Annotated in this window: 10 protein-coding genes; 7 read left to right on the top strand and 3 right to left on the bottom strand. The window is 71.4% G+C overall.

Features of this window, described 5'->3' with window-relative positions; genetic code table 11:
* Positions 1-79: 79 nt before the first annotated feature.
* The 7 genes from JEQ17_RS13720 (at position 80) to JEQ17_RS13690 (ending at position 8,103) form a co-directional block, all read left to right on the top strand.
* Entirely contained in the window at positions 80-2,845 is a 2,766-nt protein-coding gene (locus tag JEQ17_RS13720; protein WP_200395534.1) for a DNA translocase FtsK, read from the top strand.
* A gap of 289 nt (positions 2,846-3,134) precedes the next feature.
* Positions 3,135-3,977, top strand: coding sequence for a helix-turn-helix domain-containing protein (locus tag JEQ17_RS13715; RefSeq protein ID WP_055614895.1), 843 nt, complete (start codon positions 3,135-3,137; stop codon positions 3,975-3,977).
* A gap of 112 nt (positions 3,978-4,089) precedes the next feature.
* Entirely contained in the window at positions 4,090-5,580 is a 1,491-nt protein-coding gene (gene rimO, locus JEQ17_RS13710) for a 30S ribosomal protein S12 methylthiotransferase RimO (RefSeq protein ID WP_200395533.1), read from the top strand.
* Complete coding sequence (gene pgsA / locus JEQ17_RS13705; RefSeq protein WP_200395532.1) at positions 5,577-6,341, top strand: CDP-diacylglycerol--glycerol-3-phosphate 3-phosphatidyltransferase; 765 nt, start codon at positions 5,577-5,579, stop codon at positions 6,339-6,341. Before rimO ends, pgsA begins: the two co-directional genes overlap by 4 nt.
* Positions 6,338-6,883: a CinA family protein gene (locus tag JEQ17_RS13700; protein ID WP_200395531.1), complete on the top strand. Its 546-nt coding sequence runs from the start codon at positions 6,338-6,340 to the stop codon at positions 6,881-6,883. The genes pgsA and JEQ17_RS13700 overlap by 4 nt, the downstream gene beginning before the upstream one ends.
* 109 nt (positions 6,884-6,992) lie before the next feature.
* On the top strand, positions 6,993-7,367 hold the full coding sequence (locus tag JEQ17_RS13695; RefSeq protein ID WP_055509692.1) for a helix-turn-helix domain-containing protein: 375 nt from the start codon (positions 6,993-6,995) through the stop codon (positions 7,365-7,367).
* 265 nt (positions 7,368-7,632) lie between these two features.
* The gene (locus tag JEQ17_RS13690) at positions 7,633-8,103 is read left to right on the top strand and encodes a Dps family protein (RefSeq protein ID WP_200395530.1); all 471 of its coding nucleotides are present in this window, start codon (positions 7,633-7,635) and stop codon (positions 8,101-8,103) included.
* 662 nt (positions 8,104-8,765) lie between these two features.
* Here JEQ17_RS13690 and JEQ17_RS13685 read toward each other — a convergent pair.
* The 3 genes from JEQ17_RS13685 to JEQ17_RS13675 form a co-directional block, all read right to left on the bottom strand.
* Positions 8,766-9,530, bottom strand: a complete 765-nt coding sequence (locus JEQ17_RS13685) for an SDR family NAD(P)-dependent oxidoreductase (RefSeq protein ID WP_200395529.1) — start codon at positions 9,528-9,530, stop codon at positions 8,766-8,768.
* A gap of 87 nt (positions 9,531-9,617) precedes the next feature.
* Positions 9,618-10,418, bottom strand: coding sequence for an Fpg/Nei family DNA glycosylase (locus tag JEQ17_RS13680; protein ID WP_200395528.1), 801 nt, complete (start codon positions 10,416-10,418; stop codon positions 9,618-9,620).
* A 141-nt stretch (positions 10,419-10,559) separates the two neighbouring features.
* Positions 10,560-15,548, bottom strand: coding sequence for an ATP-dependent helicase (locus tag JEQ17_RS13675; RefSeq protein WP_200395527.1), 4,989 nt, complete (start codon positions 15,546-15,548; stop codon positions 10,560-10,562).
* Positions 15,549-15,715: the final 167 nt, after the last annotated feature.

The raw sequence follows: 15,715 nt of genomic DNA, 5'->3' as shown, positions 1-15,715 counted from the left end.
TGCCCTGTGTGGGCGACACGAACGGGTGAAGCAGTAGGCACACGTGTCCGCAGTGGTCTCCACCGGTAACCTCACACTCATGGCCCCACGTCAGTCCGCAGCCAAGAAGGCGCCCGCGAAGAAGGCGGCCGCTCCGAGGAAGGCTGCGGCGAAGAAGGCCCCTGCGAAGAAAGCTCCGGCGAAAAAGGCGCCCGCGAAGAAGGCCGCGGCCAAGAAAGCCGCGCCTCCGAAGCCGGCGCCCAATCCGACCGGGGGCGTGTACAGGCTGGTGCGCGCCCTGTGGCTGGGGGTCGCGCACGCCGTCGGCGCCGTGTTCCGCGGCATAGGGCGGGGCGCGAAGGGGCTCGACCCGGCGCATCGAAAGGACGGTCTCGCGCTGCTGCTGCTCGGGCTGGCGCTGATTGTCGCCGCCGGGACCTGGTCCAACCTCCGTGGTCCGGTGGGCGATCTCGTCGAGATGCTGGTGACCGGTGCCTTCGGCCGCCTCGACCTGCTCGTGCCGATACTGCTCGGGGTCATCGCCGCACGCCTCATCAGGCACCCAGAGAAGCCCGAAGCCAACGGCCGCATCGTGATCGGTCTGTCCGCGCTCGCCATCGGGGTGCTCGGCCAGGTCCACATCGCCTGCGGGGCGCCCGCGCGCAGCGACGGCATGCAGGCGATAAGGGACGCGGGCGGGCTCATCGGCTGGGGTGCGGCGACACCGCTGACGTACACGATGGGCGAGGTCCTCGCCGTACCGCTCCTTGCGCTGCTCACGGTCTTCGGGCTGCTGGTGGTCACCGCGACACCGGTCAACGCCATTCCGCAGCGGCTGCGCATGCTGGGCGCCCGGCTCGGCCTCGTACACCCTCGTGAGACCGACGACGGTTTCGGCGAGGACGACGAGCGCTACGACGACCAGTGGCGCGAAGCGCTGCCCGCGAGCCCCCGGCGGCGCCGGGCGGCGCCCGAGGAGTACGACCCGGACAGTGCCGAGCAGGAGGCGCTCTCCGCGCGCCGGAGCCGCCGCAGGCGGCCCGCCGTGCAGCAGCCCGCGCTGGACAGGCCCATGGACGCCGTGGACGTGGCCGCGGCCGCCGCCGCGGCGCTCGACGGCGCCGTGATGCACGGGATGCCTCCCAGCGCGCTGGTGGCCGATCTGACGCAGGGCGTCGGCGCGGACCGCGGGGACCGTGAGGACACCGGCGGACAGGACACGGGCCGGCGCGGGGAGCCGACGCCGGTGCCCGCCGCGCGTGCCAAGGGGACCAAGGGCGCCAAGCCCAAGCAGGAGATGCTCAAGGCCGAGGTCGCCGACCTGACCAAGCCCGCCCCCGAGGCACCGCGCGACCTGCCTCCGCGCGCCGAGCAGCTGCAGCTCTCCGGGGACATCACCTACTCCTTGCCCTCGCTCGACCTCCTGGAGCGCGGCGGCCCGGGCAAGACGCGCAGCGCCGCCAACGACGCGGTGGTCGCCTCGCTCACGAACGTCTTCATGGAGTTCAAGGTCGACGCCGCCGTCACCGGCTTCACCCGCGGCCCCACGGTCACGCGGTACGAGGTCGAGCTCGGCCCGGCCGTGAAGGTCGAGCGGATCACGGCGCTCGCCAAGAACATCGCGTACGCCGTCGCCAGCCCGGACGTGCGGATCATCAGCCCGATCCCCGGCAAGTCCGCGGTCGGCATCGAGATCCCCAACACCGACCGCGAGATGGTCAACCTGGGCGATGTGCTGCGCCTCGCGGACGCCGCCGAGGACGACCACCCGATGCTCGTCGCGCTCGGCAAGGACGTCGAGGGCGGCTATGTGATGGCCAACCTCGCGAAGATGCCGCACGTCCTGGTGGCCGGAGCGACCGGTTCCGGTAAATCCTCATGCATTAACTGCCTGATCACGTCCGTCATGGTCCGCGCGACCCCTGAGGACGTGCGCATGGTCCTCGTCGACCCCAAGCGCGTCGAGCTGACCGCGTACGAGGGCATCCCGCACCTGATCACGCCGATCATCACCAACCCGAAGCGGGCCGCGGAGGCTCTCCAGTGGGTCGTACGGGAGATGGATCTGCGGTACGACGACCTGGCGGCCTTCGGCTACCGGCACATCGACGACTTCAACCAGGCCATCCGCGACGGCAAGCTCAAGACGCCGGAAGGCAGCGAGCGGGAGCTCAAGACCTATCCCTATCTGCTGGTGATCGTCGACGAGCTCGCCGACCTGATGATGGTCGCGCCACGGGACGTCGAGGACTCGATCGTGCGCATCACGCAGCTCGCGCGTGCGGCCGGCATCCACCTGGTGCTTGCCACGCAGCGGCCGTCCGTGGACGTCGTCACCGGTCTGATCAAGGCGAACGTGCCCTCGCGGCTCGCATTCGCCACGTCGTCGCTCGCGGACTCCCGGGTCATCCTCGACCAGCCCGGCGCCGAGAAGCTGATCGGCAAGGGCGACGGGCTCTTCCTGCCGATGGGGGCGAACAAGCCGACCCGTATGCAGGGCGCCTTCGTCACCGAGGACGAGGTCGCCGTCGTCGTCCAGCACTGCAAGGACCAGATGGCGCCGGTCTTCCGGGACGACGTCACCGTGGGCACCAAGCAGAAGAAGGAGATCGACGAGGACATCGGCGACGACCTCGACCTGCTGTGCCAGGCCGCCGAACTGGTGGTCTCCACGCAGTTCGGGTCGACCTCGATGCTCCAGCGCAAGCTGCGCGTCGGCTTCGCGAAGGCCGGCCGGCTGATGGACCTCATGGAGTCCCGCAACATCGTCGGACCGAGCGAGGGTTCCAAGGCTCGTGATGTTCTTGTGAAACCTGACGAGCTGGACGGAGTGCTCGCGGTGATCCGTGGGGAGGCTCATCCGTAGAGAAACGGGGAAGTCCGTTTCCTCTTGCGGATGGGCCGCGGCCACGTGGGTGAGCACGTCAGGGCCACGTGGGTGATTCGAACGTGACTCACCTGTAAGGGAACCGTGAGCAACCGTTTCCCTTCGTCGCACGTCAAGTTGAGGGAAGGGAAAGGCACGTGTCCCACCATCAGGATGACCGGCCGTTCTGATGGCGTACAAAGTCCCACCGCCCGGTTGCCCCACCCTTTCGCAACCCCCCTAGACTGAACCTCCAGCACAGGTGGCTACACGCTCGAAAGGCGCCCCCGTGTCCATCGGCAACTCCCCTGACGACAACTCCCCTCAGGACGAGCCTCCCATCGAAAAGGGTGATCGCCCTTCGATCGGCCGTGCTCTGCAGCAGGCGCGCATCGCGGCGGGGCTGACAGTCGACGACGTCAGTAACGCCACCCGGGTCCGCATCGCCATCGTGCACGCGATCGAACAGGACGACTTCACGCCCTGCGGCGGCGACGTGTACGCGCGCGGTCACCTCAAGACGCTGGCGCGCGCCGTCCACCTCGATCCGGCGCCCCTGCTCGCCCAGTACGACGACGATCACGGCGGGCGGCCCGCGCCGACCCCCGCGGCACCGATGTTCGAGGCCGAGCGGATCCGTCCGGAGCGCCGGGGTCCCAACTGGACCGCTGCCATGGTCGCCGCGATCGTCGCGGTGATCGGCTTCGTCGGGTTCACGATGGTCAAGGACGACTCGGACGGCTCGAAGACGCAGGTCGCAGAGGGATCCACGCCCACCGCCAGCAAGCCCGTCAAGACCAAGCCGACCCCGACCAAGCCCGCCGACCCCAAGCCCGACCCGTCGGACAGCGCCATCGCGGCCGCGCCGCAGGACAAGGTGACCGTCCAGGTGACCGCCCCCGACGGGCGCAGCTGGATCTCCGCCAAGGACCACAACGGCCGGCTGCTCTTCGACGGCTTCCTGAAGCAGGGCGACTCCAAGACCTTCCAGGACAAGGAGAAGATCGACCTCGTCCTCGGTGACGCGGGAGCGCTCCAGCTCTACGTCAACGGCAAGAAGATCGAGGACGAGTTCCAGCCCGGTGGGGTCGAGCGCCTCACCTACACGAAGGGCGACCCCGAGGTCGGATGATCGACCCCGAGGTCGGACAAGCGACCTCAAGGGGCATGCGGGTACGGGGTTGGCCAAGATCGGCCAACCCCGTCGACGTGGGCTGTCAGTGGGACGAAGTACTCTTGAGCCCATGCCTGAACGCCGTACCGTCGCACTCGTCACTCTTGGCTGCGCCCGTAACGAGGTGGACTCGGAGGAGCTCGCAGGCCGCTTGGAGGCGGACGGCTGGCACCTCGTGGAGGACGCCGAGAACGCGGACGTCGCGGTCGTCAACACCTGTGGCTTCGTCGAGGCCGCCAAGAAGGACTCCGTCGACGCCCTCCTGGAGGCCAACGACCTCAAGGGCCATGGAAGAACGCAGGCCGTGGTCGCCGTCGGCTGCATGGCCGAGCGGTACGGCAAGGAACTCGCCGAGGCCCTGCCCGAGGCCGACGGAGTGCTCGGCTTCGACGACTACGCCGACATCTCCGACCGCCTCCAGACCATCCTGAACGGCGGAATCCACGCCGCCCACACCCCGCGCGACCGGCGCAAGCTGCTGCCGATCAGCCCGGCCGAGCGGCAGAGCGCGGGCACGGAGGTCGCCCTTCCGGGGCACGCTCCCGTCGATCTTCCGGAAGGCCTCGCTCCGGAGTCCGGCCCCCGCGCGCCCCTGCGCCGCCGGCTCGACGGCTCACCGGTCGCCTCGGTGAAGCTGGCCTCCGGCTGCGACCGGCGCTGCTCCTTCTGCGCCATCCCGTCCTTCCGCGGCTCCTTCATCTCGCGGCGGCCGTCCGACGTCCTGGGCGAGACGCGCTGGCTGGCCGAGCAGGGCGTCAAGGAGGTCATGCTGGTCTCCGAGAACAACACCTCGTACGGCAAGGACCTCGGCGACATCCGCCTCCTGGAGACGCTGCTGCCCGAGCTCGCCGACGTCGACGGGATCGAGCGGGTGCGGGTCAGCTACCTCCAGCCCGCCGAGATGCGGCCCGGACTCATCGACGTACTGACCTCGACGCCGAAGATCGCGCCCTACTTCGACCTGTCCTTCCAGCACTCCGCCCCCGGGGTGCTCCGCGCGATGCGGCGCTTCGGGAGCACCGACCAGTTCCTGCAGCTGCTCGACACGATCCGCTCCAAGGCCCCGCAGGCCGGTGTGCGGTCCAACTTCATCGTGGGCTTCCCGGGCGAGACCGCGGACGACCTGGCGGAGCTGGAGCGATTCCTGACCGGCGCGCGCCTGGACGCCATCGGCGTCTTCGGGTACTCCGACGAGGACGGCACCGAAGCGGCGACGTACGAGAACAAGCTGGACGAGGACGTCGTCGCCGAGCGCCTCGCGCGCGTGTCCCGGCTCGCCGAGGAACTGGTCTCGCAGCGGGCGGAGGAGCGCGTCGGGGAGACCCTGCAGGTGCTGGTCGAGTCCCTGGGCTCCGCCGGTTCCGACGGCGAGGAGGAGCCCGCGTACGGCCGCGCCGCCCATCAGGCGCCCGAGACCGACGGCCAGGTGCTCTTCACAAGCGGCGAAGGCCTCACCGTCGGCCGTATGGTCGAGGCGAAGGTGGTCGGTACGGAAGGTGTCGACCTGGTGGCCGAGCCGCTCCCGGGTTCGCTCGCATGTACAGAGGAGGCGGCCAGATGACCGGAGTCCCGGCACCCGCGGCGGGCGGCCCCGGTGCGCCCGGTACGCGTGGTGCTGCCGGCGCCTCCAGCGCTTCCGGCAAGGGAACCTCCGGAACCTCCGGTACGGGTGCCACCGGCGCCCAGGGCTCGAAGACACCGCGTGGCGCGAAGCTGAGCGCCGCGGCCGTCAACCAGGCCAGCCTGTGGAACGTGGCCAACCTCCTCACCATGCTCCGGCTCGTGCTCGTGCCGGGCTTCGTGGCGCTGATGCTGGCCGACGGCGGATACGACCCCGTGTGGCGGGCCTGGGCCTGGGCGGCCTTCGCCGTAGCCATGATCACGGACGTCTTCGACGGCCATCTGGCCCGTACGTACAACCTCGTCACCGACTTCGGGAAGATCGCCGACCCGATCGCCGACAAGGCGATCATGGGAGCGGCGCTCATCTGCCTCTCCTCGCTCGGCGATCTGCCGTGGTGGGTGACGGGCGTGATCCTCGGGCGTGAGCTCGGGATCACCCTGCTGCGCTTCGTGGTGATCCGCTACGGCGTCATCCCCGCCAGCCGCGGCGGCAAGATAAAGACGCTGACGCAGGGAGTGGCCGTCGGGATGTACGTCCTGGCGCTGACGGGGCCACTGGCGACCCTGAGGTTCTGGGTGATGGCTGCGGCGGTCGCCCTGACCGTCGTCACCGGGCTCGACTATGTGAGACAGGCCATTGTGCTGCGGCGCCAGGGACTGGCCGACCGGAAGGCCGCCGCCGAGGAGGCGGAAGCGTGACCTCCACGGCCGCCGAAGTGCTGCGACTACTCACGGTGAGGGGTGAGACGCTCGCTGTCGCCGAGTCGCTGACCGGCGGTCTGGTGGCCGCGGATCTCGCGGCGGTCCCCGGAGCATCCAAGGCCTTCCGCGGCTCGGTGACCGCGTACGCCACCGATCTCAAGCGCGATGTACTCGGCGTCGACGCCACTCTGCTGGATCAGCGTGGAGCGGTGGATCCGCAGGTCGCGGCCCAGATGGCGGCCGGCGCCCGCAAGGTGCTCGGCGCGGACTGGGGCATCTCGACGACCGGTGTCGCCGGCCCCGAACCCCAGGACGGACAGCCCGTCGGCACGGTTTTCGTTGCCGTGGACGGGCCGCACGGCACGTCCGGCGAAGGCGTTCTTGGCGGGAAAGTGGTGGCGTTGCGGTTGAACGGCTCCCGGACGGAAATCCGTATGGAGAGTGTACGGAGCGTGCTCGCACTGCTTCTGGAGCAGCTTGTGGGCGAACTCACTGAGAATGAGCGGGCACAGGATACGGAACAGAACGGGGGGTTTTGATGTTTGCAGCCCTGAGTGAACACGACATCGCTCCCCGCACGGCCGCGGCGCAAGGCGGTACGGTGGGGCGAGAAGGATGCGGCTACGCGGTCCGAGGAGGGAGCCACCGATGATTCTGCTCCGTCGCCTGCTTGGTGACGTGCTGCGTCGGCAGCGCCAGCGCCAGGGCCGTACTCTGCGCGAAGTCTCCTCGTCCGCCCGAGTTTCACTCGGCTATCTTTCCGAGGTGGAGCGGGGGCAGAAGGAGGCTTCCTCTGAACTGCTCTCCGCGATCTGCGACGCGCTGGACGTACGGATGTCCGAGCTCATGCGGGAAGTGAGCGACGAGCTCGCACTCGCCGAGCTGGCCCGGTCGGCAGCGGCCACCGAGCCTGTGCCCACACCGGTGCGCCCGAGGCTCAATTCCGTATCGGTGACCGGTGTGCCGCCGGAACGGGTGACCATCAAGGCGCCTGCGGAGGCGGTCGACGTCGTCGCCGCCTGACGCTCACGGGCTCGCGCCCGCGAGCTGAGATGCGAAGAACTGTGTGAGAGCCCCGGCCGGGGCCTTCTCCGGGGAGACCTGGAGGGGGGCGGTCGGGGCTTTTGCGTGGGCGGAGGCCGAAGCCGGGGGTGTGGCGTGAGGTGAGGCTTGATGGTGTGACTCGGTGGTGCAGTGGGTTTTGTCAGCGTTTGCCGGTACTGGTCGGGGCGGCCATGGTGGAGGAGCGGGGGCTGAAGCCGGGGGCGTTGTCGACCGGAGGATGTCCATGTACGTCGTGAAGAGCCCGTTGACCGATGCTGATCTGAAGACCGTGTCCGAGGCGCTGCAGGGGGCGCTCGTCGATCTGGTGGATCTGTCGCTCGTGGCGAAGCAGATTCACTGGAACGTGGTCGGACCGCGCTTCCGGTCCGTCCATCTCCAGCTCGACGAGGTCGTGGACACCGCCCGGCTGCACTCCGACACCGTGGCCGAGCGTGCCTCCACGCTCGGGGTCTCCCCGGATGGACGTGCCGCGACCGTCGCGACCAGCAGCGGTATCGGGGTCACGCCGGACGGGTGGGTGAAGGACACCGACGCGGTGGGGGCACTCGTGGACGCGCTCGCAGCCGTCATCGAGCGGATGCGGGAGCGGGTCAGGGCTACGGGGGAGGCGGATCCGGTGAGCCAGGACATCTTCATCGGGATCACCGCGGATCTTGAGAAGCATCACTGGATGTTCCAGGCGGAGAACGGGTGAGGGTGGCTCTGCCGGGTTTCGTGGGCTGTGGCTGTGGCTGTGGCTGTGGCTGTGGTTTTGGGATTGAGGTTGGCCTCGGCTTCGGGTCTGGGTGTGCGGTTGTGGGGCGGGCGCCGGTGGTGTGCGCCGGGCGCCCCGTTCGTGTCGATGCGCCCTGTCGATGGGTGAACTCGGCGGTCTAGCGTCGGGCGTCCGGCTGGAGGTGGTGCCATGGCGGGGCGGATGGGGCGAATAGGCAGATGGGGGCTGGCCCTCGGCGTTGGAGGGCTGTGGTGGTGGGCCGTGACGCGGCTGGCGTTCGCGTCGGACGCCGGCGTGCTTGAGGGGGCGGTCGCGGCCGGCGGGTGGGGTCTGAGTCTGCTTCCGGTGCACTGTGTGCCGAAGGGGCGTGCTGCGGGGGCGGCCGGGTCGGACCAGTGGGCGCGGCGCGTTTCGGAGGCTTGGCGGAGGAGGCGGGGGCCGCATCTGGGGCGTGGGGGGCCTTCCTGAGGCGCAGGCCGCGCACGCAGCGCAGGCCGCGCGTTTCCGAAGGGCATCGGAAAGCTTGGGAGGGTTTGGGCGGGCCCCGCGGCGGCTTCTGGGGGGCTCTGGAGGGGGGTGTGTGTCGTCGGTTGGTGCCGGGCGTGTGTCGGGGTGAGGGAGGGGCAGGCGTCAGTGCCTCGCTACCAGGGCATTGCCACGCCTCCGTTGGGGCGGAGGATCTGGCCCGTTGTGAACGACGAGGCGTCGGAGGCGAGGTGCAGGACCGCGTGGGCGATGTCCTCCGGCTCGCCGACCCGGCCCAGTGGTGACATCCGGGCCATGAACCCCTCGGTCCGCGCCTGGGCCTCGCCGTCGTGGCGGTCGGTCATGGGCGTACGGATCCAGCCCGGCGCCACCGCGTTGACGCGGATGCCGTGCGGGCCCATCTCCGTCGCCAGCGTCTTCGTAAGCTGGACGACGGCCGCCTTCGCCGCTCCGTAGCAGAGCAGGCCCGGCCCGCCGGTGTCGACGGCTCCGGACGCCATCGTGATGATGCTGCCGCGCGTACCTGACGCGATCATCGCGAGGGCCGCCTCCTGGCAGGCGTACAGAACACCCTTGAAGTTGACGCCGAGTACGCGGTCGAGGTCCTCGTCCCGGGTCTCCAGGACCGGACTGCTGTGCATGATCCCGGCGACCGCGGCCATGACGTCCAGGCGCTCACAGGCGGCGACCGCGTCCTTGAGCTGGGCGCGGTCGGTGACGTCGAGGGGGTGCGAGTGTGCGGTACCGCCCGTGTCCTTGATGCGGGCCGCTGTTTCGTCCAGGCCCTGGGCGTCGCGGTCCGCGCAGTGGACGGTGGCCCCCGCCTCCGCGAGCAGCACGGCACTGGCGCGGCCGATACCGCTTGCCGCGCCGGTGACGAATGCGGTGCGTCCGGTGAGGTCGTACGCCGTGACGGGCATGAGGGGACCGTACGAGGGTTTCTGACGGGTCGTCAATTGGTCGTGCGTGGTGGGTTCGTATGCGATGGGTTGTTCGCGGTGGGCTGGTCAGGAGTGCGGGGACGGGCCCGGCTGGCAGGTCGGGCACCAGTACGTGGGGCGCTCCCGGGAGCCGTCGCCCTGGTTCGCGGTGCGGATCGAGGTGCGGCAGCGCAGACAGGGGCGGGGTGCGCGGCCGTACACGTACAGGTTCTGGTCGCGGCGGCCCGTGGTGCTGCGGGCCGGGCGGTCCCGGTTGGCTTCGAGGAGCTTCCTGGCGAGGGCGGGCAGACGGGCGGCGTGCTCGGCGGGGAGGTCGCCGATGGGGAGCCAGGGGGTCGCGCGGAGCAGGAAGCAGAGCTCGCTCTTGTAGATGTTGCCGATGCCGGCGAGGTTGCGCTGATCGAGGAGGGCCTCACCGAGGGGGCGGGCGGGGTCGCGCAGGAGGTTCGCCAGGGCCTTGTCGGGGTCCCAGTCCGGGCCCAGGAGGTCGGGGCCGAGGTGGCCGACGGCTCGGGCCTCGTCGGTGGTGCGGAGCAGGTCCAGTACGGGGAGCCGGTAGCCCACGGCCGTGCGGTCGGCGGTGCCGAGGATCACCCGGATCTGGTGGCCCGGGCCGCCGCTCCAGCGCTCGCCCGGGGCGTACACCTTCCAGGAGCCGTCCATCCGAAGATGCGAGTGCAGGGTCAGGCCGCCCTCGATACGGGTGAGCAGGTGCTTCCCGCGTGGGGTGACGTCCAGGACCGTGCGTCCGGTGAGGTCCGCCGTGGCGTACTTCGGCACCCGGAGGTCGGAGCGGGTGAGCACGTGGCCCGCGAGCGCGGTGTGCAGGCGCCGGGCGGTCTGCCAGACGGTGTCTCCTTCGGGCATGGGGTCCAGGGTGGCATGGGGCGGGCGGGGTGTCTTGTGTGGCGGGGAAGGCTGGGGAGGGGATGGGGTGGGGTGGGCGGAGAGGGGAGCGGTGGGGACGGGATTGGGTGGGGGTGGGCGGGCTTTACGCCGCGGGCTGCTTCACGCGCGGAGGCGCAGCCCTCTTGGGGTCGCGTGGAAACCGGCTCCTTCCAGGAGGGTGCCGAAGGGGGATGTCAGCGCGGAGGCGCCGTTCACCCGCTCCACCGTGACAGTGCCGAGGGATCCCGCGCGGGCGGCCGCGGCGAGTGCCTCGGCGGCTGTGCGCAGGCGCGGGTCGTGGAGCGGAGAGTCGTCGGGAGAGGAGCTGTCGGAGGGCGAGCCGTCGAGAGTGGACGGCCAGGCCAGGAGCGTCTTGCCGCCGCGCTCCATGTAGAGGGTCAGCTCGCCGTCGACCAGCACGACCAGGGAGCCCGCCTTGCGGCCCGGCTTGTGACCGGCGCCGGTGGGGGGTTCTGGCCAGGGGAGGGCAGCGCCGTAGGCGTTCGCGGGGTCGGCGGCGGCCAGCACGATGGCGCGGTTGCCGTTGGCCGCGCGGGCACGGGCGGAGGCGGGGCCTCCCGGGAAGGCCTGCGGGGCCGTACGGGGAGTGTCGGCGAAGGGGGGTGGATACCGGTGGTCGGAGCCGGGCGTCGGGGCGCCGGGGAAGGGCGGCCCGGAACCGTCGCGCAAGGAGTACGGGTCGTGGTCCGACCGGAGGGCGTCGGAGGCAGGGAAGCCTGTGTCGCCCGGGTCGTCGAAGGGGTCCGGGTGTTCGGTGGGACCTTCGGTGTGGCCCGGCGTGCGGGTGCCCGGGCGGCCGCCGGGCAGGGGCATGCCCGGGAACCCGGACTCGGGCAGGGCCTCGCCCCGCTCGCGCGCGTTGGCCGCCGCGCGCAGCCGGTCCACCGCGCCGTCCATCGCGAACTGGGCGGCGCCGAGCCCCTCCACCACGTACCCGCGGCGGGCCTGACCGCTGTCCTCGAAGGCGGACAGGATGCGATAGACGGCGGAGAAGCCGCCCTCCACGCCCTCCGCGGCGACCGCGCCCCGGGTGACCACGCCGTGCCGGTCGAGCAGGGTACGGGCCAGGGCATGGGCGCGGACCGTGGCGTCGGGCTCGAGAGCGGGGAGCAGTGACCAGCGGCCCGCGACGGTCGGAGGGCCCGTCCGGGACTGGGGGCGTGCGGCGGCCGTCAGGCTTCCGTAACGTCCGCGGGGCACCGTGCGCTTCGCGCGGTGCGCGGTGGAACCGGCGGTGCGGCCCGAACCGAGGAGAGCGCGCATCGGGCCGAGCGTGTCGTTCGTCAGCCGGCCCGACCAGGCCAGGTCCCAGATGGCGTCGGCGAGTTGGGGATCGGTGGCATCGGGGTGTGTGGTGGCGCGGATCTGGTCGGTGATCTGGCGGAAGAAGAGGCCGTAGCCCCCGGAGAGGGCGTCCAGGACCGACTGGTGGAGCGCGGTCAGCTCCAGGGGATGCGGGGGCGGCAGGAGGAGGGGAGCGGTGTCCGCAAGATAGACGGACACCCAGCCGTCCTTGCCGGGGAGCGCGCCCGCTCCGGCCCAGACGACCTCTCCGGCGGCGGTCAGCTCGTCGAGCATCGCGGGCGCGTAGTGCGCGACGCGGGACGGCAGGACGAGCTTCTCCAGCGCCGACGCGGGCACCGAAGCGCCCTGCAACTGCTCGATGGCGCGCACGAGTCCGTCGATGCCGCGCAGGCCGTGCCCGCTGCCGAGGTGCTGCCACTGCGGCAGGAACTGTGCGAGCGCGGCGGGCGGCACCGGCTCCAGTTCGTGGCGCAGAGCGGCCAGCGAACGGCGCCGCAGCCGGCGCAGCACCGCCGCGTCGCACCACTCCTGGCCGATCCCCGCCGGGTGGAACTCCCCTTGGACGACGCGACCGGCCGCAGCGAGCCTCTGCAGCGCCCCCTCGGTGACGGCCGGACCTAGGCCGAAGCGGGTCGCCGCAGTGGTCGAGGTGAACGGGCCGTGCGTGCGCGCGTACCGGGCGAGGAGGTCGCCGAGCGGGTCCTTGACCGGTTCGGTGAAGGCTTCCGGGACGCCGACCGGCAGCGCCGTGCCGAGCGCGTCGCGCAGTCGGCCCGCGTCCTCGATCGCCGCCCAGTGGTCGGCCCCGCCGATCCGGACCCGGATTGCGCGGCGGGCCGAAGCCAGGTCCCGGGCCCACTCCGGTTCGGCGCCGCGCTCGGCCAGTTCGGCGTCGGTGAGCGGGCCGAGCATCCGCAGGAGGTCCGCGACGCTTTCGGCGTCCTTGGCGCGGCGATCCTCCGTGAGCCACTGGAGCTCGCTCTCCAGCTCCGTCAGCACATCGGCGTCCAGGAGCTCGCGCAGCTCCGCCTGGCCCAGGAGCTCGGCGAGCAGACGCGAGTCCAGCGACAGGGCCGCGGCGCGCCGCTCGGCGAGCGGGGAGTCTCCCTCGTACAGGAACTGGGCGACATAGCCGAACAGCAGTGACCGGGCGAAGGGTGACGGCTCCGGCGTCGTGACCTCGACGAGCCGCACCTTGCGGGACTCCAGGTCGCCCATCAGTTCCGTGAGACCCGGTACGTCGAAGACGTCCTGGAGGCATTCGCGGACCGCCTCCAGAACGATGGGGAAGGAGCCGTACTCACTGGCCACCTGGAGCAGTTGGGCGGCGCGCTGGCGCTGCTGCCACAGGGGGGTGCGCTTGCCGGGGCTGCGGCGCGGCAGAAGCAGGGCGCGGGCGGCGCATTCGCGGAAGCGGGACGCGAACAGGGCGGAGCCGCCGACCTGGTCGGTGACGATCTGGTTGACCTCCCCCTTGTCGAACGCGACGTCCGCCGCGCCCACGGGGGCCTGGTCGGAGTCGTACTCCGTGCCCAGCTTGGTGGGTTCCTGGTCGAGCAGGTCCAGACCCATCAGGTCGGCGTCCGGGAGGCGCAGGACGATGCCGTCGTCGGCGTGCATGACCTGGGCGTCCATGCCGTACCGCTCGGAGAGGCGTGCGCCCAGCGCGAGGGCCCACGGGGCGTGGACCTGGGCGCCGAAGGGCGAGTGCACGACGACCCGCCAGTCGCCCAGCTCGTCACGGAAACGCTCGACGACGATGGTGCGGTCGTCCGGGATGTGGCCGCAGGCCTCGCGCTGTTCGGCCAGATAGGACAGGACGTTGTCGGCCGCCCAGGCGTCCAGGCCCGCCGCGAGGAGGCGGAGGCGGGCGTCGTCCTTGGGCAGCGATCCGACCTCGCGCAGGAAGGCGCCCACCGCGCGGCCCAGTTCGAGCGGACGCCCGAGCTGGTCGCCCTTCCAGAACGGCAGCCTGCCCGGCACACCGGGGGCGGGGGACACCAGGACGCGATCGCGGGTGATGTCCTCGATGCGCCAGGAGCTGGTGCCGAGCGTGAAGACGTCTCCCACGCGGGATTCGTAGACCATCTCCTCGTCGAGCTCGCCGACCCGGCCGCCGCCCTTCTTGGGGTCGGCGCCGGCGAGGAAGACGCCGAAGAGGCCGCGGTCGGGGATGGTGCCGCCGGAGGTGACGGCGAGGCGCTGGGCACCGGGGCGGCCCGTGACCGTACCGGCGACGCGGTCCCACACCACACGGGGCCGCAACTCGGCGAAGGCGTCGGAGGGGTAGCGGCCCGCGAGCATGTCGAGCACCGCCGTGAACGCCGACTCCGGAAGCGACGCGAAGGGGGCCGCGCGGCGGACCGTGGTGAGCAGGTCGTCGACCTGCCAGGTGTCGAGCGCGGTCATGGCGACGAGCTGCTGGGCCAGCACGTCCAGCGGGTTGGCGGGAATGCGGAGGGACTCGATGGAGCCGGTGCGCATCCGCTCGGTGACCACGGCGGCCTGTACGAGGTCACCCCGGTACTTGGGGAAGACCACGCCTGTGGAGACCGCGCCGACCTGGTGGCCCGCACGGCCCACGCGCTGGAGGCCGGATGCCACGGACGGCGGTGACTCGACCTGGACGACGAGGTCCACCGCGCCCATGTCGATGCCGAGCTCCAGGCTGGACGTGGCGACCACCGCGGGCAGGCGGCCCGCCTTCAGGTCCTCCTCGACGAGAGCGCGCTGCTCCTTGGAGACCGAGCCGTGGTGGGCGCGGGCGATGACCGGCGGGGCACCTTGGGCCGCGCCCGAACCGCCCATCAGCTCGGCCGGCGCGTGGTGCTCCTCCAGGGGCTCGCCCGTCGCCCTCTCGTACGCGATCTCGTTGAGCCGGTTGCAGAGGCGCTCCGCCAGGCGGCGGGAGTTGGCGAAGACGATCGTCGAGCGGTGGGACTGGACGAGGTCGGCGATTCTCTCCTCGACGTGAGGCCAGATGGAGGGGCGCTCGGCTCCCGTGTCGGAGTCCGCGACGGGGGAGCCGCCGAGCTCGCCCAGGTCCTCGACGGGCACGACCACGGAGAGGTCGAATTCCTTGCCTGACGGGGGCTGCACGATCTCGACCTTGCGGTGGGGGGAGAGGTAGCGGGCGACCTCGTCCACCGGGCGGACGGTGGCCGAGAGGCCGATGCGGCGGGCCGGCTTCGGCAGCAGTTCGTCCAGGCGCTCCAGGGTGAGGGCGAGGTGGGCGCCGCGTTTCGTGCCCGCGACCGCGTGCACCTCGTCCAGGATCACCGTCTCGATGCCCGTCAGCGCGTCGCGCGTGGCCGACGTGAGCATCAGGAACAGCGACTCCGGGGTCGTGATCAGGATGTCCGGCGGGCGGGTGGACAGCGCGCGGCGCTCGGCGGGCGGGGTGTCGCCGGAGCGGATGCCGACCTTCACCTCGGGCTCGGGCAGGCCCAGGCGCACGGCTTCCTGCCGGATGCCGGTCAGCGGGCTGCGCAGGTTTCGCTCCACGTCGACCGCGAGGGCCTTCAGCGGGGACACGTACAGGACCCGGCAGCGCTTCTTCGGGTCGGCCGGGGGTGGGGTCGAGGCCAGCTGGTCCAGGGCGGCCAGGAACGCTGCCAGGGTCTTGCCCGAGCCGGTGGGGGCCACGACCAGCACGTCCGAGCCCTCGCCGATGGCTCGCCACGCTCCGGCCTGGGCCGCGGTGGGCGCGTCGAAGGCACCCGTGAACCAGGCACGGGTCGCTGGTGAGAAGCCGTCCAGGGCTCGGTGTGCGGAGCTGACCATGCGTCCATCCTGCACCCGGGCACTGACAACGGGGCTGACCTGCGGAGGGATCGGTTGCGGGGGATTCGCTGTGAGGGGTTGGCTGCGGGCCGGTGGGTTGCGCGGCTGTCGTCGTTTTGGGTCGGGGCCGGTCCGGGGGTGTCCGTCCTCGGTCTGGCGCGGAATCG

The organism is Streptomyces liliifuscus, assembly GCF_016598615.1.
Lineage (GTDB): Bacteria > Actinomycetota > Actinomycetes > Streptomycetales > Streptomycetaceae > Streptomyces > Streptomyces liliifuscus.
Note: the sequence above shows the minus strand (reverse complement) of the source record. Positions and strands in the feature narration are given on the sequence as shown.